This window comes from Nocardioides sp. LS1 (genome assembly GCF_003865225.1).
GTDB lineage: Bacteria > Actinomycetota > Actinomycetes > Propionibacteriales > Nocardioidaceae > Nocardioides > Nocardioides ginsengisegetis.
Genome location: NZ_BIFF01000006.1, coordinates 194,270 through 214,586, shown reverse-complemented (window position 1 = coordinate 214,586; position 20,317 = coordinate 194,270). Strand labels below are relative to the sequence as shown.

General features: G+C 74.1%; 21 protein-coding genes. 9 read left to right on the top strand and 12 right to left on the bottom strand.

The genetic code is table 11. The annotated features are described in order from the left end of the window. Positions 1 to 6: 6 nt before the first annotated feature. From EJF31_RS18540 to EJF31_RS18515, 6 genes are all read right to left on the bottom strand, one after another. On the bottom strand, positions 7 to 957 hold the full coding sequence (locus tag EJF31_RS18540) for a hypothetical protein (RefSeq protein WP_125038654.1): 951 nt from the start codon (positions 955 to 957) through the stop codon (positions 7 to 9). A 128-nt stretch (positions 958 to 1,085) separates the two neighbouring features. After that, positions 1,086 to 2,135, bottom strand: coding sequence for a 3-deoxy-7-phosphoheptulonate synthase (aroF, locus tag EJF31_RS18535; protein ID WP_125038653.1), 1,050 nt, complete (start codon positions 2,133 to 2,135; stop codon positions 1,086 to 1,088). A 237-nt stretch (positions 2,136 to 2,372) separates the two neighbouring features. Beyond that, positions 2,373 to 3,266, bottom strand: coding sequence for a DMT family transporter (locus EJF31_RS18530; protein WP_260430959.1), 894 nt, complete (start codon positions 3,264 to 3,266; stop codon positions 2,373 to 2,375). Next, positions 3,263 to 4,174: a deoxyribonuclease IV gene (locus tag EJF31_RS18525; protein ID WP_260430958.1), complete on the bottom strand. Its 912-nt coding sequence runs from the start codon at positions 4,172 to 4,174 to the stop codon at positions 3,263 to 3,265. The genes EJF31_RS18530 and EJF31_RS18525 overlap by 4 nt, the downstream gene beginning before the upstream one ends. Positions 4,175 to 4,223: 49 nt before the next feature. Then, entirely contained in the window at positions 4,224 to 6,290 is a 2,067-nt protein-coding gene (gene pknB, locus EJF31_RS18520; protein WP_125038652.1) for a Stk1 family PASTA domain-containing Ser/Thr kinase, read from the bottom strand. A gap of 105 nt (positions 6,291 to 6,395) precedes the next feature. After that, positions 6,396 to 7,160, bottom strand: coding sequence for a lytic transglycosylase domain-containing protein (locus EJF31_RS18515; RefSeq protein ID WP_125038651.1), 765 nt, complete (start codon positions 7,158 to 7,160; stop codon positions 6,396 to 6,398). Between the two features lie 169 nt (positions 7,161 to 7,329). Here EJF31_RS18515 and EJF31_RS18510 point away from each other — a divergent pair, with 169 nt between their 5' ends. From EJF31_RS18510 to EJF31_RS18500, 3 genes are read left to right on the top strand one after another with little or no spacing between them, the layout of a single operon-like run. Continuing rightward, on the top strand, positions 7,330 to 7,701 hold the full coding sequence (locus EJF31_RS18510) for an Rv2175c family DNA-binding protein (RefSeq protein WP_125038650.1): 372 nt from the start codon (positions 7,330 to 7,332) through the stop codon (positions 7,699 to 7,701). Between the two features lie 12 nt (positions 7,702 to 7,713). Beyond that, the gene (locus EJF31_RS18505; RefSeq protein ID WP_125038649.1) at positions 7,714 to 8,187 is read left to right on the top strand and encodes a ribonuclease domain-containing protein; all 474 of its coding nucleotides are present in this window, start codon (positions 7,714 to 7,716) and stop codon (positions 8,185 to 8,187) included. After that, positions 8,184 to 8,606 (top strand): barstar family protein, encoded by a 423-nt coding sequence (locus EJF31_RS18500; RefSeq protein WP_125038648.1) that lies wholly within the window; start codon positions 8,184 to 8,186, stop codon positions 8,604 to 8,606. Before EJF31_RS18505 ends, EJF31_RS18500 begins: the two co-directional genes overlap by 4 nt. Before the next feature lie 12 nt (positions 8,607 to 8,618). Here the strand turns inward: EJF31_RS18500 and EJF31_RS18495 are convergent, their stop codons facing one another. Together EJF31_RS18495 and EJF31_RS18490 are read right to left on the bottom strand one after the other, a co-directional pair. Then, on the bottom strand, positions 8,619 to 9,176 hold the full coding sequence (locus EJF31_RS18495) for a protein-L-isoaspartate O-methyltransferase (protein ID WP_125038647.1): 558 nt from the start codon (positions 9,174 to 9,176) through the stop codon (positions 8,619 to 8,621). Positions 9,177 to 9,216: 40 nt separating this feature from the next. Next, positions 9,217 to 10,293 carry a polyprenyl synthetase family protein gene (locus EJF31_RS18490; protein ID WP_260430957.1) on the bottom strand — a complete coding sequence of 359 codons (1,077 nt, stop codon included), beginning with the start codon at positions 10,291 to 10,293 and terminating at the stop codon, positions 9,217 to 9,219. A gap of 64 nt (positions 10,294 to 10,357) precedes the next feature. Between EJF31_RS18490 and metF the strand changes: the two genes are divergently transcribed. Continuing rightward, entirely contained in the window at positions 10,358 to 11,248 is an 891-nt protein-coding gene (gene metF, locus EJF31_RS18485; protein ID WP_125038645.1) for a methylenetetrahydrofolate reductase [NAD(P)H], read from the top strand. A 40-nt stretch (positions 11,249 to 11,288) separates the two neighbouring features. Here the strand turns inward: metF and EJF31_RS18480 are convergent, their stop codons facing one another. Genes EJF31_RS18480 through EJF31_RS18465 form a run of 4 tightly spaced genes read right to left on the bottom strand, consistent with a single transcriptional unit; the run spans position 11,289 to position 14,018 of the window. Beyond that, complete coding sequence (locus EJF31_RS18480; protein WP_125038644.1) at positions 11,289 to 12,587, bottom strand: NAD(P)/FAD-dependent oxidoreductase; 1,299 nt, start codon at positions 12,585 to 12,587, stop codon at positions 11,289 to 11,291. A 10-nt stretch (positions 12,588 to 12,597) separates the two neighbouring features. After that, complete coding sequence (locus tag EJF31_RS18475) at positions 12,598 to 13,185, bottom strand: DUF4126 domain-containing protein (RefSeq protein WP_125038643.1); 588 nt, start codon at positions 13,183 to 13,185, stop codon at positions 12,598 to 12,600. A gap of 3 nt (positions 13,186 to 13,188) precedes the next feature. Beyond that, positions 13,189 to 13,545, bottom strand: coding sequence for an ArsC/Spx/MgsR family protein (locus EJF31_RS18470; RefSeq protein WP_125038642.1), 357 nt, complete (start codon positions 13,543 to 13,545; stop codon positions 13,189 to 13,191). Further along, entirely contained in the window at positions 13,545 to 14,018 is a 474-nt protein-coding gene (locus tag EJF31_RS18465; RefSeq protein ID WP_125038641.1) for a YbaK/EbsC family protein, read from the bottom strand. Before EJF31_RS18465 ends, EJF31_RS18470 begins: the two co-directional genes overlap by 1 nt. Before the next feature lie 93 nt (positions 14,019 to 14,111). Here EJF31_RS18465 and EJF31_RS18460 point away from each other — a divergent pair, with 93 nt between their 5' ends. The 5 genes from EJF31_RS18460 (at position 14,112) to EJF31_RS18440 (ending at position 20,298) form a co-directional block, all read left to right on the top strand. Beyond that, entirely contained in the window at positions 14,112 to 14,582 is a 471-nt protein-coding gene (locus tag EJF31_RS18460) for a hypothetical protein (RefSeq protein ID WP_125038640.1), read from the top strand. 194 nt (positions 14,583 to 14,776) lie between these two features. After that, positions 14,777 to 15,115, top strand: coding sequence for a DUF6504 family protein (locus tag EJF31_RS18455; RefSeq protein ID WP_125038639.1), 339 nt, complete (start codon positions 14,777 to 14,779; stop codon positions 15,113 to 15,115). A 10-nt stretch (positions 15,116 to 15,125) separates the two neighbouring features. Beyond that, entirely contained in the window at positions 15,126 to 15,569 is a 444-nt protein-coding gene (locus EJF31_RS18450) for an SAV_6107 family HEPN domain-containing protein (RefSeq protein WP_125038638.1), read from the top strand. A gap of 114 nt (positions 15,570 to 15,683) precedes the next feature. Further along, positions 15,684 to 19,520 carry a DNA polymerase III subunit alpha gene (locus EJF31_RS18445; protein ID WP_125038637.1) on the top strand — a complete coding sequence of 1,279 codons (3,837 nt, stop codon included), beginning with the start codon at positions 15,684 to 15,686 and terminating at the stop codon, positions 19,518 to 19,520. Between the two features lie 43 nt (positions 19,521 to 19,563). Next, positions 19,564 to 20,298, top strand: a complete 735-nt coding sequence (locus tag EJF31_RS18440; RefSeq protein WP_125038636.1) for a bifunctional 2-polyprenyl-6-hydroxyphenol methylase/3-demethylubiquinol 3-O-methyltransferase UbiG — start codon at positions 19,564 to 19,566, stop codon at positions 20,296 to 20,298. The last annotated feature ends 19 nt before the right edge of the window (positions 20,299 to 20,317 follow it).

Here is a 20,317-nt window from a genome sequence, read left to right as displayed (position 1 = left end):
CGAGCCTCAGGCCGGTGTGCCCACCAGCGTCAGGTCGCTGATGGCGGTGTTGTTGCGGGCCGCACGGCCGGTGCCGGGGGCACTGACCGAGACGAGCCGGATCGTGACCGTGCGGGTCGTCACCGGGTCGATGTCGATGGTCTGCATGGCCTCGGTGTCCTCGAGCGTCTGGCTGTAGGACGAGCCGTCGTCGAAGGACCACTCGACGGCCATGATCCGGCGGTTGCCGTGGTACCAGTCCAGCGTGCCGCCCCCGGCGCCGACCGCGGACTTGGCGTAGCCGTTGATCATGCCGACCTGCGTGAGCGTGGTGGGGCGGTCGAGCGTGACGGTGATCTCGCGGCCGGTGCCGTCGCCGGTCATCCGCCAGCAGGTGTCGGCCACGCCGTCGAGCATGTTGCGGCCCTCGTAGCGGACCATGTTGCCGCTGACGTCCTGGTTGGGCGGCGCGGTCGCGGGGACCTGCACGGTGGCGTAGCGCGCGACGTCCCCGGACTCACCCGCCGCGGCGCTGTGCGACGGGGTGGGCTTGCCCGCCGGCTTGGGCTGCGTCGAGCCGGCGGGCCGAGACGAGGTGGCGTCGGGAGCCTGCTTGTCGTCGTCCCCGCCGCCCAGCAGCACCCCGCCGAGCACGGCGACGATCAGCAGCACGGCACCGCCCACGGCCCAGGGCAGCCAGGCAGGGCGTCGGCCGCGGTCGGACGGGTGGTCGGGCGGGGGAGGCGCCAGCGTGCCGGGCTCCACCTGGTCGGCGAAGAGCGGGAAGCGTGGGGCGTCGACGCCGGCGGGGTCATACGACGGCACGGGCGGCAGCGGCGGCGGGACCGCCCCGACGCCCCGCGGCGCGGTCGCCCCCGAGACGGCGGGCCGCTCGGCGGTGCCGGTGCGCCAGTCGTCGAGCTCCAGCACCGCGGTGTGCTCGGGGCCGCCGCCCGCCGGTGGCGTCGGGGCGTCCACGCGCTGTCCGCAATGGGTGCAGAACCGTCCGGCACCGAGCGCGGTCCCGCAGCTCGCACACGTCTCCATCGAAAAGCTCCTCCTGATCGAGCGCCACAGTAGGCGAACGGCCCAGCGGGCCGCACGTCTCAGGCGGTGCGCACCCGCTCACCGGAGTCGGCCCGGCCGACCATCGGCGGGAGCCGGCGTACGGCCTGGGCGAGCTCGCGGAGCTCGGTCCCGAGCAGGGCCTGGGGCCCGTCGCACAGCGCCGTCTCCGGGTCGGGGTGGACGTCGACGATGACCCCGTCGGCGCCGACCGCGATGGCCGCCCGGGAGAGCGGGACCACGAGGTCCTTGCGGCCCGCCGCGTGCGACGGGTCGACGATCACCGGCAGGTGGCTGGTGGCCTGGACGACCGGGACGGCGGAGATGTCGAGGGTGTTGCGGGTGGCTGGCTCGAAGGTGCGGATCCCGCGTTCGCACAGGACGACGTCGAGGTTGCCGCGCTGGGCGATGTACTCCGCCGCCATCAGCCACTCCTCGATCGTGGCGGTCATGCCGCGCTTGAGCAGCACCGGCTTGCCGGCGTCCCCGACCGCCTGCAGCAGGCCGAAGTTGGCCATGTTGCGGGTGCCGATCTGCAGCATGTCGGCGTGCTCGGCCACGACCGGGACGTCGCGCGCGTCGACGACCTCGGTGACGATGGGCAGGCCCGTGATCCTTCGCACGTCGACGAGGATCTCCAGGCCTGCGAGGCCCAGCCCCTGGAAGGCGTACGGCGACGTCCGCGGCTTGAACGCCCCGCCGCGCAGGATCGTGGCGCCGGCCGACTTGGCCATCCGGGCCGCCTCGAGGGTTTGTTCGGGCGTCTCCACGGCGCACGGGCCGGCGATGAACGTGAACGTGTCGGGACCGATCGGCACCTGGTGGCCGGGCTGTCCCACCCACACCGTCGAGCGGTCGGGGTGGTGCTGGCGGCTGACGAGCTTGTAGGGGTCGGAGATCCGGTGCACGTCCGCGACGCCCTTGAGGGTGCGCAGGTTGAGGTGGTGGAAGGAGTCGATGTCGCCGACCAGCCCGATGATGGTGCGGACGACGCCCTTGGAGACGAACGCCTCCCCGCCGACCCCCTCGACCTTCTCGACGATGTGGGCGATGTCCTCGTCGGTGGCATCCGGCGACATGACGACGACCATGGTGGTTCCTCTTCTCTGGGTGGTGCCCCGAGTGACGGGCGGCCACGTCGTCGGGGCCAGAGAATGCGATCGCCCCGCGGCACGGCCGGGGGCGAAGGTGGTGGTGGGGACGCGACCTAGAGGACGGCCCGCACGGGTGCTCCCGGCGAGTGTCCAAAGAAATAGGTCGACGTCATGCGGACGAGCGTAGGTGGCGGGCCTGCGCCGACCTGGGGCTGTCCGTGATCCGGACCGGGCTCACACCGCGATGTGCTGGACCTCGGCCTCGACCTTGCGCCGCGGCACCAGCTCGACGAGGACCATCGCGGTCAGCACCATCAGCCCACCGCCCACCATCCGCAGCGTGGTCGCCTCGCCGCCCAGCAGCACCGCGAAGAACGCCGCGAAGACCGGCTCCATGCTCATGATGATCGCGCTGCGGGTCGGGGCGAGGTGCGCCTGCGCCCACGTCTGGCCGACCAGCGCGAGCGCGCCGGCGAACAGCGCCATGTAGGTGATCGACAGCCAGTCGCGGGTGTTGTCCGGCAACGTGACGCCGTCGGGGGCGGTCGCGACGAGGCAGACCACCGCGATCACGATGATCTGCAGGATCGACATGCCGAGGGCGTCCCGGGCCGTCGACCAGGCGCCGAGCCCGACGATGTGCAGGGCGTAGAGCAGGGCCGAGACCAGGGTGATCGCCTCCCCGAAGCCGACCGAGAGGCCGTCGAGGGTCAGCACCGCGAGCCCCGCGGTCGCCAGCGCCACGGCCGCCCACGTCAGCGGGGTGATCCGCGACCGGAGGAGGAGCGCGGCGAAGAGCGGCGTGCACACGACGTACATCCCGGTGATGAACCCGGACACGCTCGCCGGGGTGTGCGCCAGCCCGGCGGTCTGCAGGATCTGCGCGACGCCGTAGAGCAGGCCGAGCACGACCGCGTGGCGTCGCACCTCGGGGGAGAGCCGGCCCACGGCGCGTGGCGCGACGAGCAGCAGCGCGACGCTCGCGATGGTGAACCGGACCGACAGGAAGTCCAGGGTCGGCACCCGGTCGAGCAGGTCGTGGATCAGGAAGAACGTCGAGCCCCAGCAGGCCGTCATCGCCAGCAGCGCCGACGTGGCCAGGAGCGTCGTACGACGGGCCTCCGTCACGCGTGACCCACGGTGGTCGAGCCTGCCGCGACCTTGCGGAGCTGCTTGAGCAGCGGGATGTCGGCGTTGCCGGGGTCGCGCGACCCGGGTGTCTCCAGCACGAACGGCACGCCCGCGGTCGCCTCGTGGGCGAACAGGTCGACGAACGCGTCGGTCCCGATGTGCCCCTCGCCGATCTTCTGGTGACGGTCCTTGAACGCGCCGCGCACGTCCATCGAGTCGTTGGCGTGGATCAGCCGCAGCCGCCCCGGGCCGCCGATCTCGACGATCCGGTCGACGGTGGCGGCGGTGCCGCCGGGCTCGTCGAGCGGGGCGCCGGCGGCGAACACGTGGCAGGTGTCCAGGCAGATCCCGGCCTTCGGGTGCAGGTCGAGCGCGGCGAGGTAGGGCTCGAGGTCGTCGACGCCGGCGCACAGCGAGCGGCCCTGGCCGGCGGTCGGCTCGAGCAGCAGGGACGGCCCGTCCTCGCCCAGGGCCTCGAGCACCGGCAGCAGGCCCTCGCGGACCTGCCGCATCGCGGCGGCGTACTGCTCCTCGCTGCCCGTCGGGTCGACGTAGGAGCCGGTGTGCACCACGACACCCTCGGCGCCGATCTCGGCGGCCCGCTTGAGGTTGTGAGCCACCACGGCCACCGACTTCTCGTACGTTGCGGCGGTCGGGGAGCCGAGGTTGACGAGGTACGGCGCGTGGATGAAGACCCGCATCCCGGCCTCGCCGACGGCGTCGCGGAAGCGCGCGTCCTCCGCGGGCGTGCCGGCCGAGAGCGCCCAGCCGCGCGGGTTGCCCACGAAGACCTGGAACGTCTCGCAGCCCAGCTCGAGGGCGGTCGCGAGGGCGCCGGCCGTGAGGCCCTTGCCGACGGGGACGTGGGTGCCGATGGGGTTGCGCAGGGCCGGCTCGTCGATCACCAGCCAACGCTATCGGGGCACGCGACGATCGGGTGAATGCCCGAGACGGTCAGATCTGGAAGAGCGTGATCGTGGAGCCCCGGGGCACCATGTCCCCGGAGTGCGGGTCCATCTCGTAGACGTAGCCGAGGCCGAGGTAGTGGTCGCTGTTCTGGACGTCGACCCGGAAGCCCAGGGCCTCGAGCTTGGCCCGGGCCGCGTCGACGCCCGAGGCGATGATCCCGCCCGGGACCTCGACCAGCTCGGGCCCCTTGGACACCACGAGCTTGACCGTGTCGCCCCGGTGCAGGGTGCCGCTGGCGGGGGTCTGGGAGATGATGTGGCCCTCGGCGACGTTGTCGTCGTACTCCTCGGTCCCACGGTCCACGACCAGCCCGCGGTCCTCGAACCACGCCTGCGCCTTGTCGGCATCGCGGCCGGTCCAGTCCTTCACCTCGACGGGCTTGGGGCCCTTGCTGATGAAGATGTTGACGGCCGTGCCGGGGCGCAGGATGGTGCCGGCCTTGGGGTCGCTGCCCAGCACGGTGCCGGCGGGGATGCTGTCGGACCACCGGCCGATCGACTCGCCGAAGTCGAGGTGCTTGCCGGTGATCGCGTCCTGGGCCTGGTCCTCGGTGAGGCCCTTCACGGACGGCACCTTGTAGCGCTCGGGGCCGAGGGAGAGGACGACCGTGACGGTGCCGCCGTCGAGGATCCGGGCTCCCGGGTCGGGGTCGGAGTCGGCGACCCGGCCGACCGGGACCGTCTCGGAGAACTGCCCGACCATGTCCTGGACCTGGCCGTCGATGCGCAGCCTCTTGTGGTCCGGCCCGCCGAGCTCCATCTGCAGGCCGGCGGCGTCGAGCTTCTTCTCGGCGGCGGTCCGCGTCAGGTCGAGCACGGCCGGGGTGGACGTGTAGCGCGCCCAGCCGAACCACCAGGCGCCGACGGCGACGCCGATCACCAGCGCGAGCAGCAGCAGGAGCGTGACGGGTCCGCGCCAGCGACGCCGGCGCGCGGGCGGGCGGCCCGGCGGCGGGCCGGGGCGCGAGGGCACGGGGGCCGGGGTGCGGGCGGGTGCGGCGGGCATCCGCTCCACGGTGCCGCCCGGCAGGAGCCCGATGGGGCTGGTGACCTCGCCGTCGTGGGAGCCGTCGTAGACCTCGTCGTCGACGGCCACCAGCTCGCCGGTGTCCGGGTGCAGCAGCATCGGCGCGAGGTCGGCGGTCAGCTCGGGGTCGTCCTGGACACCGTCGGCGAGCGCCTGCCCGACCCGGTGGACCTGGTGCAGCAGCACCGCGGCGTCGGCGGGGCGGAGACTGCGGTCGCGGGCGGTGGCCCGGGCGACCAGCGCGTCGACGTACGCCGGGATGCCGGGCGCGACGGCGCTGGGCGGCGGGACGTCCTCGTGGACGTGCTTGTAGGCGACCTGGATGGGGGAGTCGCCGGCGTGCGGCTTGCTGCCGGTGAGGAGCTCGTAGAGGACGACGCCCGCGGCGTAGACGTCGGCGCGCGCGTCGGCGCGTCCGTCGACGACCAGCTCGGGGGCGAGGTAGGAGACCGTGCCGATCAGGACGCCGCCCGTGGCGGTGTGCTGGGTGTCGGCGCTGACCGCCTTGGCCAGCCCGAAGTCGGCGACCTTGACCCGGCCGTCGTCGGCGATCAGGACGTTCTCGGGCTTCACGTCGCGGTGGATCAGGCCGGCGCGGTGGGCCGCGGCGAGCGCCGAGAGGACCGGCTCCATCAGCGCCAGGGCCCGCGCCGGCGTCATCGGCGCCTCCTTGCGGATGACGTCGCGCAGGGTGTGGCCGGGGATCAGCTCCATGGCGAGGTAGACGGTGCCGTCCTCCTCGCCCTGGTCGTAGACCGCCACGACGTGGGGGTGGGAGAGCCGGGCCGCGGCGCGTGCCTCCCGGACGAACCGGGCCGCGAACTCCTCGTCGTCACCCATCCCCGGGTGCATGATCTTGACCGCGACCGTGCGGTCCAGCCGGATGTCGGTGGCCTCGTAGACGCTGGCCATGCCGCCGCGCGCGATGCGCGGCCCGATGCGATATCTGCCGTCCAGGAGCCGCCCGGTCGTGGGGTCGCCACCGGCAGCCTCGGTGCCCGAGCGGGCGTGCCGATCTGACTGCACAGCGACCCTCCTGCGGCCGGACGGGGAAGGATCCGGAGCCCCAATCGTACGGACACCGCGATCCCAGCCGTGCGCGGAGGCGCCCCCGGCGTGTCAGGTGGCGGGTCAGGCGGGCGGGCGACCCGCCTCGAGACGGTCGCGGATCGCGAGCACGTTGCGGACATAGGGCCGGCTCTCGCCGTAGATGCCGTGCTCCCGGACGGCACCGAGGCCCTGGTAGTACGCCGCCACCGCTCGACGCGTCCGGGTCGTCTCGTCGAGCAGGACGTCCAGCAGCCGCACCCCGGCCGTGACGTTGTCGTGCAGGCGGTGCAGCCGGAGCCGGCGACCTTCGTAGAGCGACATCCACGCGCCGGTGCTCGGCAGCACCTGCATGGCACCGATCGCTCCCGCGTCCGAGCGCAGGCCCATCCGCCAGCCCGACTCCTGCCAGGCCACGGCCAGGGCGAGCTGCGGGTCGACGCCGTGGGCGGCGGCGGTGCGGGCCACCACGCGGCGTACGGCGGAGCGGGCCTGGTGGGCCTGGTGGCGGGTGTCGTGGTGGGCGCGGTGGCGAGGGAGCGCCGCCTCGACGACCGGGATGACGAGGTGCTGCCCGACGTCGAGGTGGGCGCCGCGGCCGAGGTGGTTGCGGGCGATCACCTCGTCGGTCCAGGCATGGAAGCGGACGGCCAGCCCGGTGACGGTCTCACCGGGCCGGACCCGGTGCTCGACGAGGCGGCGTGCGTCGCTGCGCGACCCGGCCGAGGAGTGCGCGAGGGCCGGGGCCGTGGTGGACAGCAGCACGGCGGCCAGGACACCGGCGCCGAGCACGCCGGTGAGGACCGACGCGACGAGCTGGCGGCAGAGGGACATGCGGTCGGAGGTCATGCGACTCCTGACACCGCGGGCGGGGCCGGGCCCCGAGTGGCCCAGCGGGGAAGTCCGCCGACGGAAGCCGTCGACGCTACCTGCGGTCACGGCTGTGACTCAAGGGACGCACGGGGCGTGGGCGTGTCGCCGGTTTCGCGGCACACGCGGCAGGTGGAACCATGGCCCCATGACCGAGCCACGCCCTGCCGACACCGATCTCGCGACCCTGGTCCCCGACTGGATCGACTGGGCGGCCGCCGCGCAGGAGCTGGGCGTCACGGTGGCCAAGGTGCGCACCATGATCCGCGAGCACGAGCTCGCCGCCGCGGTCCCGACGCCCGGTGCGGGCCAGCAGATCCCCGCCGACTTCATCCAGGACGGGCTGGTCGTCAAGGGCCTCCCGGGCCTGCTCACGATGCTCCACGACGGCCACTACGACGACCGCGAGTGCATCGCGTGGCTCTTCACCGACCTCGACCTGCCCGGTCGCCCGATCGACGCGCTGCGGGAGAACCGCGGCTCGGAGGTCAAGCGGCGCGCGCAGGCCATGAGCCTCTGAGCTGAGGGAGCGATGAGGAGCGACGAGCGGGGCCGCACGACCGGGGCCGCCGCGCTCGGCCTCGCGCTGCTCCTCGCGGTCGGCATCTGGCTGGTCTCGGGGCGCGACCCGGGCACCTCGACGGCGACCTCGCCGGACCCGACCCCGTCGGCAGGCGCCACCAGCGACGCCGGCACCGACCCCGGCACCGACACCGATCCCACCAGCGGCCTGCCGTACGTCGCTGCCGCCGACCTGCCGCCCGAGGCGCGCGACGTGCTGCGCCGGATCGACGCGGGCGGCCCGTTCGCCTACGAGGAGGACGGCGGCACCTTCGGCAACTTCGAGGGCCTGCTGCCCGACCACGACGGCGGCTACTACGCGGAGTACACCGTCGACACCCCCGGCTCCGACGACCGCGGCGCCCGCCGGATCGTGGCCGGCGACGGGGGAGAGCTCTACTGGACTGCCGACCACTACGCGTCGTTCTCGAGGATCCGGCGATGAGCGGCCTGGCCGGCGTCCTGGCCCGCCACGTCCCGCCCGGCATCGCGCGCTGGCACGGTGCCTTCGAGGTCGACGACGTGCGGCACACGGTCGAGGTGGCTGGGTGGCGGTTCGCGCACTACGACGGCTGGGGCGACGAGTCCAAGGCCGAGTTCCTGCGCGGGATCGGCGCGGCCCTGGCGTTCCCGGACCACTACGGCCAGAACTTCGACGCGCTCGCCGACTGCCTGCTCGACGTCGCCGGCGACACCGTCCTGCTCTGGGACGGCTGGGGACCGTTCGCCCGGGCCGACGAGCGGGCGTTCTCGGTCGCCCTGACCGTCCTCGGCACCCGCGTCAACGCCGAGCGCGGCGGATCGTTCGCGGTGCTGCTCCGCGGGGCCGGGCCGGACCTCCCGGGCGTGCCCAGCCTCGACTGACCGTCGGGTGGTTCAGCGCAGCGGCACGAACCGGTAGTGCCCGTGCCGGCTCGTGACGACGTCCTCGCCCACCCGCACCACCAGCGTCATCAGGCCGGCCACCGGGAGCACCATCCGGCCCTCCTCGCCGAGCTGGTCGAGCAGCGCCTGCGGCACCTCCCGGGCCTCGGCCGACACCAGCACCCGCTCGTACGGCGCCTCCGCGGGCCGGCCGAGCGTGCCCGGCTCGGCCCGGTGGATGTCGGCCCACGTGAACCGCGTCCGGCGCAGGTTCGCCCGGCCCCACAGCACCAGGGCCGGCTCGAGCTCGACGCCGATGACGGTCCCGGTGGGGCCGACGAGGTGCCCGAGCAGGGCGGTGGTCCAGCCGGAGCCTGACCCGACGTCGAGGACCCGCTGGCCGGGCCGGACGTCGAGCAGCCGCAGCATGGCCTCGACGGTCCGGGGCTGGGAGTTGGTCTGCCCGTGGCCGATCGGGATCGGTGCGTCGAGGTCGGCGCGCCACGGCGAGGCCGGCGGGAGGAACCCGGCCCGCGGGACGGCCTCGAAGGCGGCGGACACCGCGTCCATGCCTCGAGTGTCACCCCGGGAGGGCGCCCGGACCAGCCGGTCAGACCACCCGGTCGGTCGCGGCCGAGGCGAGCTCGCGCAGCACCGCGCGAGCGTGTTCGTCGACGTCGGCCTTGTCGAGCGCGGCCACCGCGTGGCCGGCGAGCTCGGTGATGACGGCCTCGACGGAGGCGTGCGCGCCGGAGCCGTCGATGACAGAGCGCAGCCGGGCGACCGCGGCCTCGTCGAGCGACGTACCGAGGGAGCGGTCCAGGAGCGCCGCGTCCTCGTCGGCGGCGGCGTCGAGCGCGAGCGCGACCAGGACGGTGCGCTTGCCCTCGATCAGGTCGTCGCCGGCGGGCTTGCCCGTGGTCTCCGGGTCGCCGAAGACGCCGAGCAGGTCGTCGCGCAGCTGGAAGGCCTCGCCCAGCGGGAGGCCGAACGCGGTGAGCGCGGCCATCTCGTCGGGGCCTGCGCCGGCGAGGGCGGCGCCGATGTGGAGGGGGCGCTCGATGGAGTACTTGGCGGACTTGTAGCGCAGCACCGTCATGGCGGTGTCGACGTCGGCGCGGCCGCGGGCCTGCACGGACACGTCGAGGAACTGCCCGGCGATCACCTCGGAGCGGCAGCGATCGAAGACGTCGAGCGCGGGCGCCACCTGGGTGAGCGGCAGGCCGCAGTTGCGCAGCAGCTCGTCGGACCAGCTGAGCAGCAGGTCGCCGAGCAGGATCGCCGCGGCACCGCCGTACTGCTCGGGGTCGCCGCGCCAGCCGGCGGCACCGTGGTCGGACTCGAACTTCCGGTGCGTCGCGGGCCGGCCGCGGCGGGTGTCGGAGGCGTCCATGAGGTCGTCGTGGACCAGGGCGCTGGCGTGCAGCAGCTCGAGCGCGGCGCAGGCCCGGACCAGGGCGTCCTCGTCCGCGGGCGAGGGGTCGATCGCGTGGAATCCCCAGTAGCAGAAGGCCGCGCGGAAGCGCTTGCCCCCGCGGACCGAGACCCGGGCCTCCTCGATCAGCCGGGCCGCGTCGTCGCCGAGCGCGGCGAGCCGTGCGGCCTGCTCGTCGAGGAAGGAGTCGAGGGCGGACTGGACGCGCTCGCGGAACCCGGCGCTGTCCCAACCACTCCCCGTCTGCGTCACGCCGACGAGACTAGTCAGTGGACAACGCCCGTCCCCGCCCGCCCCCGTCCCTAGACTTTCGGCCATGGGAACCGGACGTGGACGCAGCATGGCCGAGCTCATCGGGGGCGGGGATCGGTCGTTCTCCTTCGAGTTCTTCCCGCCCAAGGACGCCGAGGGCGAGGAGCGGCTGTGGCGCGCGATCGCAGCGCTGGAGCCCTACCAGCCGACGTTCGTCTCGGTGACGTACGGCGCGGGCGGGTCGACCCGCGACTCGACCGTGCGGATCACGAGCCGAATCGCGCACGAGACCTCCCTGACCCCGATGGCGCACCTCACCTGCGTCGGTCACACCCGCGAGGAGCTCGAGTGCATCCTCGACACCTACGCCGAGGCGGGGGTGCACCACGTCATGGCCCTGCGCGGCGACCCGGAGGGCGGCCCGCGCGGGGAGTGGACGCCGACCCCAGGTGGCCTGACCCACGCCGACGAGCTGGTCGCCCTCGCGCACCGGCGCGGTGACTTCCGCATCGGCGTCGCGGCCTTCCCCGAGGGCCACCCCTCGGCGGAGTCGCTGGACCACGACGCCGACGTGCTGGTCGCCAAGGCGCGGGCGGGTGCGGAGTTCGCGGTGACCCAGATGTTCTTCCGGGCCGCGGACTACTTCGCCCTCGTCGAGCGGGTGCGCGACCGCGGCGTCGACATCCCGATCGTGCCGGGGATCATGCCGATCCTGAACCTCAGCGCCATTCGCCGCCAGGGCGAGCTGATCGGCGCCGAGGTGCCGCCCGAGGTCGTCGAGCGGATCTCCGCCCACGACGGCGACGCCGCCGCGGTCCGCGCCGAGGGCATCGCCGTCGCCGCCGAGCTGTGCGAGGAGCTGCTCGAGGGCGGGGCGCCCGGCCTGCACTTCTACACGCTCAACTTCTCCAAGGCGACGCTGGAGATCTTCGCGGCGCTCAACGTCACCTGCTGAGCAGTGGGTTGTGTCCGGCTGGCGACGCGTCGGCAGTGACTCACGCCGGCCCGATCGCCTGCGCCACCAGCGCGGCCGACAGCCCCACGTAGGGCAGCCCTCCGCCCGGGGTCGCGTGCGCGCCGGCGGCATAGACGCCGGGCACCGGCGTCGTGGGCCCCAGCCGCTGCCGCACCGTCGCGCGGCCCTGCCACAGCACACCGTGCGGTGAGCCGCCCCACTCCTCGACCAGCTGCCGCGGCGTGCGGTCGAGACGCACCACCACGTTCTTGCGTACGTCGATCTCCTCGCGCGCGAGCGCCCGCAGCAGGTCCTCGGCCAGGCGCCCGCGCCCGTGCACGGTCCACGCCGCACAGCCGTCGGGGGCGCGGCCGCCCGTCCGCACGACCAGCAGCGGGTCGCCGTGCACCACGACCTCGTGGGGAAGGTCGGGCACGTCGCCCTCGAGCCCGAGGTAGGAGACCACCGGCGGGATGGCCGGCATCGTGCGGACCACGTGCGGGGCGAGCGCCGGCAGTCGCCGCGGGTCGACCGCGCACACGATGGCGTCGGCCGCGATCTCGCCCGCGTCGGTCGCGACGGCCACGGCCCGTCCGCCGCGGAGCACGATGTCGCGCACGTCGGTCCCGGTCAGCACGGTCACCTTGCGGGTCACGAGCCGCTCGGCGAGCGCCGTACCGAGTCGCGGCATGCCGCCCTCGACGGTCCAGCAGCCGAAGCGCTGCTCCAGGTAGGCCACCAGGCCGGCCCAGGCCGGGACGTTGCGCAGGTCGTGGCCCTCGGCGACGAAGGGGTGCCCGGCCACCAGTCGCAGTCGCTCGTCCTTGAACGTCTTGCGCAGCCTCTTGTGCAGCACCTCGCGGCTGTCCAGCCGCGAGGCCACGTCGCGGGGGAGCGCGTCCGGCGTCCACGGCTGCTCGAAGTAGCCGCGGCGCAGCACCTCCCAGTCATCGGCGTACGACGCCACGTGGTCGGCCCAGCGCAGCCCCAGGCCCGGCTCGAGCTCGTCGAACGCCGCGATCTGCGCGGCCCGCGACCCGCCCGGCAGCCGGACGGACGTGCCGTCGTCGAAGCGGTGCTCGCGCACGACCTCGTGCTGCACCAGCTCCAGCTCGCGCTCCAGGGGGCGACCGGACTTGCGGAACAGGTCGCGCACCACCGCCGGCATCACCGTGGCCGTCGGGCCGGCGTCCCAGGCGAAGCCCTCCGAGGTCACCTCGGCGAGCGCGCCGCCCACCTGCGGCGAGCGCTCCACGAGCGTGACCTCGTGGCCGGTCTTGGCCAGCCGCACCGCCGATGCCAGGCCGCCGAAGCCACCGCCGACCACCACCACGCGCATGCGGTGGACCCTAGTGGGTCACCCGCGAACGCCTGGCCTGCCATCGCCGCCAGCCGCGGCGGACGAGCTTGGCGACGAACCACAGCATCAGCAGCCCGAGGGCGAGCAGCACCCCGGCGACGGCGGCCGCGGCCCGCGGGTGGTCGATGGCGAACCAGACCACGCCCAGCACCGCGACGTCCTCCAGGACGCTGGCGGTGATGTTGGTGACCGGCTCGGGGGAGGAGTTGATCGCGAGCCGGCCGCCCGCCTTGACCAGGTGGGAGGCCAGCGCGGTGCCGCCGCCGACCGAGCCCGCGACGGCCTGCTGCAGCGTGTCGGCGTCCCCCGCCAGCAGCACGCCGATCACCGCGCCCGCGGTCGGCCGGATCGCGGTCGAGACGACGTCCCACGTCGAGTCGACGTAGGGGATCTTGTCGGCCACGAACTCGAACGCGTAGAGGAAGAACGCCACCCCCAGCACGTCCCACCGGCCCAGCGCGTCGGGGATCTGCGGGGAGTCGCTGACCCGGTCGCCGATCCCGAGCACGAGGACGACGAGGTAGGTGTTGACGCCGCTGGCCCAGCCGCTCGAGAACACCAGGGGCAGCGAGTCCACCGCTCAGGCCTCCGCGGACACGACGCGGTCGAGCGAGTCCGCGTCCCGGCCGATCACGGTGGTGCCGTCGGCGGCGGTGATGATCGGGCGCTGGATGGCGCGCGGGTGGGCGGCCAGCGCGGCCAGCCACTCGTCGCGGCGGGAGGCGTCGCGGGGGAGGTCGATCCCCTCCTCGGCGGCCTCCTTGTCGCGGGCCACGTCCCAGGGCTCGAGCCCCATGCGGGCCACGACCTCGCCGAGCTCGGCCGCCGTCGGCGGCTCGTCGAGGTAGCGGCGCACGGTGAAGTCCACGCCGGCCGCCTCCAGCTCGGAGACCGCGGTCCGGCACTTGGAGCAGGCGGGGTTGAGCCAGATCTCCATCACTCCACCTCGATCACGGTCGCGCCGGTCAGGGCGAGCAGCTCGTCGAAGGTGGTCGAGAACACGGCTGCGGGGTGACCTGCGGCGGCCCACACCACGTCGTACCGCTGGAGCCACGGGTCGAGGTACGTCGGCACCGGCGCCGGGTGGCCGATGGGGGAGACCCCGCCGATGACCTGCCCGGTGTGCTCGCGGACGAACTCCGGCGTGGCCCGGGTGAGTGCCGGGACCCCGATCCGCTCCGCCACCGCGGTCGTGTCGACCCGGTGGGCGCCGGAGGTCAGGATCAGCACCGGCGCGCCGCCGGCGTCGAAGAGCAGGCTGTTGGCGATCGCGCCGACCTCGCAGCCGAGGGCCTGCGCCGCGAGTGCGGCCGTGTGGACCGAGTCGGGCAGAATGACCACCTCACCGGCGCCGTCCCGGCGGCGGTGCTCGTCTCGAAATAGCGTGATCGTCGGGTGCTCGCTGGTCATACTGCGACCCTAGCGAGACCGGGTGCGCCCCCGGCAGCGAGACTGGCGCGAGACTGGTGGGGCAGATCGGGGGATCGCCCGGAAGGAGTTCGCATGATTCGGCAGCAGCCGCAGTCGGTGACCAACGCGGTCCGGGTCCTGCTCGCCCAGGTCGCCATGAGCGGCCTGACCGCCGTCCTGACCGTCGTTTTCAAGGACGAGCTGGTGGACTCCTGGGCCTCCGGGCGCGACGAGCTCAGCACCACCGTCCAGCCGCCGGCGTTCGTGCCGGTCGCGATCGTGCTGTTCTTCGTGTTCGCCGGCCTGGCCGGCGTGCTGATCGCGTTCTTCCGCGAGGGCCACAACTGGGCCCGCCTCTCGCTCACCGCCCTGGTCGCCTTCATGGCCGTGGCCACCCTGGCCGGCCTCCGGACCAGCCCGCCGACCCTGTTCCTGGTGCTCTCGCTGGTCGCGGTCGTGCTCGACGCCGCCCTGCTCTACTTCATGTGGCACCGCGACACCAGCCGCTACATCCGCGGCGCCTGGCTGGCCACCCACTCCACGGAGCCCTCCACCCGCTCCTGAGCCGTCCCCGAGAACGTGTCCGGACACGTCCTCGTCATTCCTTGACGGACTGTCCGTGGCCGGGTGTACCGTTCATGGTGTTCGAACACGCGTTCGAACGCCACCCGGCAGGGGCGACCTCGACCCCCGTCCCTGCCGGGTCCGGGGGTCGACCGGTGCAGTGCGGTGCCTGCTGTGGGAGAGAGGACGACCAGGTGAGGCGGTACGACGACCCCGTCGAGGTGCGCAAGGGCTGGGTGACCGGCATGGAGGGCCCCGAGCAGTTCCTGTGGCACGGGCGGCTGTGGAAGGTGCGGGCGGTGCTCGCCCACTGGGTGGAGACGGCACCGTGGTGGCAGTCCTCGGGGGCCCGGGCGGTGATCGGCTCCGACGAGCCCCGGTCCGACGGTGGCACGGCGCTGGCCGCCGACCTGCTCGTCGAGCGCGAGCTGTGGCGGGTGGAGGCCGGCCGCGGGTCCGACAGGGGTGGGGTCTTCGACCTCTCCTTCGACTGGAGCGACGGCTGCTGGCAGCTCGTCGGCTGTGAGGACTGAGGTGACCGTGATGAACGCTCCCAATCCCTACGCCCTGCCCGCGACCACCCACTCCTACCTCGCCCGGGCGGCGGAGTCGCTGAGCGAGGCGATCGGCGCCCGCGAGGTGCCGACCCGCTATGCCTGCGCCCACGTCGCCGCGCTCCGGGCCGCGGCAGCCCTGCTGGCTGCCCGCGCCCATCCGGCGCCCCAGCGGCGCCGCCCCCAGAAGAACGCCTGGGTGCTGCTGGCCGAGGTGGCTCCCGAGCTCGAGGAGTGGGCCCGGTTCTTCGCCGCCGGCGCCGGCAAGCGGGCCGCGGCCGAGGCCGGCTCGACCCGGGCCGTCAGCGAGCGCGAGGCCGACGACCTGGTCCGCGACGCCGACCGGTTCCTGGCCGTCGTGGAGTCCTCGTTGGGGCTGGTGCCCCACGCCCAGACCCAGCGGAGCTCGGTGGTGACGCGGGCCGTCGGCTAGGTCGCTCCGGCCGGGTGATCCGCCCCGCGAGCGGTGCTAGGCTTTGAACATGTTCGAACACCTGTTCGAACGCATCCAGCAGGGGTCGAGCCGGCTGAGAGGCGGTCCCACCCCGTGCCCGACCCGTTCCCCCATCTCCACGTGGCCTCCGGCTACTCCCTGCAATACGGAGCCTCGCACCCGCACACGCTCGTCGAACGGGCGGTGGAGCAGGAGATGGACACCCTGGCGCTCACCGACCGCGACGGCACCTACGGCGCGGTGAAGTTCGCCAAGGCCTGCCTGTCCGGGGGAGTGCGGCCGGTGCTCGGGGTCGACCTCGCCCACCTCCCGACCCAGGCAACGGACGTCCGGCGGACGCGCACCCCCGTCCGCGGCGGGGCGTTCCGCGACCCGCGGCTGCCCCGGGTCACCTTCCTGGCCGCGGCCGGCGGACCGGGCGGCGGCCGGGCCGGGTGGGCGGCGGTGTGCCGACTGGTCTCGGCCACCCACCTCTCCGGCGAGCGCGGCACCCCCGTCCTCGACCTCGACCTGCTCGCCCGCGAGCTCGCCGGGCCGCTGGGCGCGGGGCAGCTGGTGGTGCTGCTCGGTCCGGGCTCGGAGGTGGGCGCGGCCGCGACCCGGCGCCGCGACGACCTGGCCGAGGCCGCCCTGGCGCGCTGGCGCGCGCTGGTCCCGGCCGAGAACCTCCTGGTCGAGCTGGTCTCCCACCGGCTCCCCGGCAGCCGGTCCGGCGGCGGCTGGGGCCCGGGCACCACCCCGCACGCCGCCCGGATGGCCGGCGTGGCCCGCCGGGCCGGCCTCGGCACGATCCTGTCCAACGCGGTCCGCTACGCCGACCGCCGCGACGCCCCCACCATCGACGTCCTCGACGCGGCCCGCCGGCTGGTCGCGCTCGGCTCCGCCGACCTGCGCCACATCGGCCCCGACGCGTTCCGCGGCAACGCCGAGGGCTTCCTCAAGTCCGGCAAGCAGATGCAGGAGGTCGCCGAGGAGATCGCCCGGACGGCCGGCCTGGGCGACCCCGCCCGCGAGGCCCGGCAGCTGCTGGCCCGCACCCGCGCGGTCGCCGACCGGTGCGCCCTGGACCCACGGGCCGACCTGGGCCTGGGCGAGGTGCACTTCCCCGAGTTCACCCTGTCCGGGGAAGGGGCGAGCGCCGACGTCCTGCTCCGCGCCCGCTGCGAGGGCGCGATCGGCGACCGCTACGGCTCGGCCCCGCGCCAGCGCATCTGGAAGCGGCTCGACGACGAGCTCGAGACGATCCGCACCCTGGGCTACGCCTCCTACTTCCTCACCGTCGGCGACGTCACCGACCTGATCCGGGAGATGGGGGTGCGGTGCGCGGCCCGCGGGTCGGGCGCCGGCAGCCTGGTCAACTACCTGCTCGGCATCTCCGGCGTCGACCCGATCCGCCACGGCCTGCTCATGGAGCGCTTCCTCTCCCCGCTGCGCCGGGCGCTGCCCGACATCGACGTCGACGTGGAGTCCGCACGCCGGCTCGAGGTCTACACCGCGATCCTCGACCAGTACGGCGGTGAGCGCTGCGTCTGCGTCTCGATGATGGACACCTACCGGGTCCGCCACGCCGTCCGCGACGTCGGCGCCGCGCTCGGCATGCCCCCGGGCGAGACCGATGCGATCGCCAAGGCCTTCCCGCACATCCGCGCCCGCGACGCCCGGGCCGCGCTGCGCGAGCTGCCCGAGCTGCGCGCCAGCGGCCTGGGCGAGGAGCGCCTCGACCTGATGTTCGGGCTGGTGGAGCGGCTCGACGGGTTGCCGCGCCACATCGCCGTGCACCCGTGCGGGGTGCTGCTCTCCGACGCCACCCTGCTCGACCGCACCCCCGTCGAGGCGTCGTACGCCGGCTTCCCGATGAGCCAGTTCGACAAGGACGACGTGGAGGACCTCGGGCTGCTCAAGCTCGACGTGCTCGGCATCCGGATGCAGTCCTCGATGGCGCACGCGCTCGCCGAGATCCAGCGGGTCGACGACGTGGTGGTCGACCTCGACGACGAGGAGCAGGTGCCCTTCGACGACCCCGCGACCTACGCGATGATCTCGGCCGCCAAGACCCTGGGCGTCTTCCAGATCGAGTCGCCGGGGCAGCGCGAGCTGGTCGGCAAGTCCGGCATCGAGAGCTTCGAGGACATCATCACCGACATCTCGCTGTTCCGGCCCGGGCCGGTCAAGAGCGACATGATCACCCCCTACCTCGAGGCCAAGCAGGGCTGGAAGGCACCGGTCTACCTCCACGACGACCTGCGCCCGATCCTGGGGCAGACCCGGGGCGTGGTGGTCTTCCACGAGCAGGTCATCGAGATGATCGCGCGGTTCGCGCGGGTCTCCTACGCCGAGGCCGACGAGCGCCGCCGCGCGCTCGGCGACGTCGAGGGGATGGCCGAGACCAGGCTCTGGTTCTTCCCGCGCGCGCTCGCCCACGGCTACCCCCTCCGGGTGGTCGAGGACGTCTGGAAGGTCCTCGAGGCGTTCGCGTCGTTCGGGTTCTGCAAGGCCCACGCGGCGGCGTTCGCGCTGCCGACCTACCAGTCCGCCTGGCTCAAGGCGCACTGGCCGGCCCACTTCATCGCCGGCCTCCTCACCCACGACCCCGGCATGTACCCCAAGCGCCTGATCCTCGACGACGCCCGCCAGCTCGGCATCGCCGTCCTCGGCCTCGACGTCAACACCAGCGAGCAGACCTACGTCGTGGAGAAGCTTCCGTCCCCGGTGGTCGAGCCTGCCGAGACCCCCTACGGCATCCGGCTGGCCCTGGCCGAGGTCAAGGGGATCAACGAGGGGGAGGTGGAGCGGGTCGTCGCGGCCCGGCCCTACCACTCGCTCACCGACTTCTGGCACCGCGCGCGGGTCTCCCGGCCGATCGCCGAGCGGCTGGTGCTGGCCGGCGGGTTCGACTCCGTCTACGGCATCGGCACCAGCTCCGAGGGGGTCGGCCGGCGCGGCCGGGTCACCCGCCGCGACCTGCTGCTGCAGGTGGCCGAGCTCGACCGCCACGCCCGGGCCGTCGAGCGCGCCGGTCGTGGTCGCGGGCTGGCCGGCCGGCGGCCCACCGCCGCGGGGGGCAGCGCCCCCGGCTCCCGGGCCCGGACCGTCGCCGACCAGGCCGCGGTCCGCAACAGCTCCGACCCGCTGGAGCGTGAGGCCGCGCCCAGCACCGAGCGGCACGCCCTGGCCGACCAGGGTGTGTGGGCGCGGGCCGCCGCGCAGTCGCGCGCCACCGCAGCCCCGCGGCCGGTCACCTCGGTCCAGCTCGCCCTCGACCTCGGCGACGAGCCGGGGGAGGGCGAGGTCTCCGGGCTGCCCGAGCTGTCCCCGCAGGAGCGGATGAACGCCGAGCTGGAGATCCTCGGGCTCGACGCGAGCCGGCACGTCGTCGAGACCTACGCGACCTTCCTGCGCCAGCTCGGCACCACCCGCAGCAGCGAGCTGCTCCAGCGCCGCAGCAAGTCCGAGCTCCTGGTCGCGGGGGTCAAGGTCGCCACCCAGACCCCGCCGATCCGCTCCGGCCGACGGGTCATCTTCCTGACCCTCGACGACTCCACGGGGCCGGTCGACGCGACGTTCTTCGAGGACGCCCAGGGTCCCTACGCCGCCACCGTCTTCCACTCCTGGCTGCTCGTGGTCCGCGGCGAGCTGCGCCGCACCGGCCACCGGGGTGTCTCCCTGCGCGCCACCGGCTGCTGGGCGCTGCCCGAGCTGTTCGCCCTGTGGCAGTCCCACGGTGCCGGCGAGGCCGGCATCGAGGCGGTCCGCGCGGCGATGGCCGTCGTGCCCGCGGGCTTCGGGGTCGAGGAGCCCGAGCGCCGCCGGGTGCTGGTGCACTCCAGCGGCTTCCGGATGTCGCCCTACTCCGACATCAAGCCCGCCGGCGAGGAGACGAAGGACGTGGCACGCAAGCTGTGGCACCGCAGTCCCGGGAGCGCGGGATGACTCACCGGATGACCGACTCCCACCCGCCACTAGGGTGTGACGCATGCCAGCCAGCGACCGGCCCAGCGACCGTCCCAGCGAGCGCCGGGGCGCCGCCCGCACCGCCGTGGTGTGGGAGGGCCTGCGCCCGGTCCTCGAGGACGTCGCCGCCCGCGACGTGCTCGACATCGGCGGCGGCACCGGCGGCTTCGCCGCCCGGGTCGCCGAGCTCGGCCACCGGGTCACCGTCGTCGACCCCAGCCCCGACGCGCTCGCCGCGCTCGACCGCCGGGCCCGCGAGCTCGGCGTCGAGGTCCGCGGCCAGCAGGGCGACCTGTCGACCCTGCTCGACGTCACCGGACCCGACAGCGCCGACGTGGTGCTCTGCCACGGCGTCCTCGAGGTGGTCGAGGACCCCGCCGCCGCGCTGGCCACGATCCGCGAGGTGCTCCGCCCCGGCGGCACCCTCAGCCTGCTGGTCGCCCAGCGGCACGCCGCCGTCATCGCGCGCGCCATGGCCGGCCACTTCCAGCAGGCCCTCGGCCTCCTCGACGCGACCGCGCCCACGGGCCGGGCGGGTCGCCGGTTCACCCACGACGAGATCGTCGGTCTGCTCGCCGGCGCCGGCTTCGCCCCGGCCTCGGTGCACGGCATCCGGGTCTTCGCCGACCTGGTCCCCGGCTCGCTGCTCGACCTCGAGCCCGGTGCCACCGCGTCCCTGGTCGAGCTCGAGCACGCCGTGGCCACCCGCCCGGAGTTCCACCCCCTCGCCGCGCAGCTGCACCTCATCGCACAGTAGGGCCGGTCACCGAGGGGGT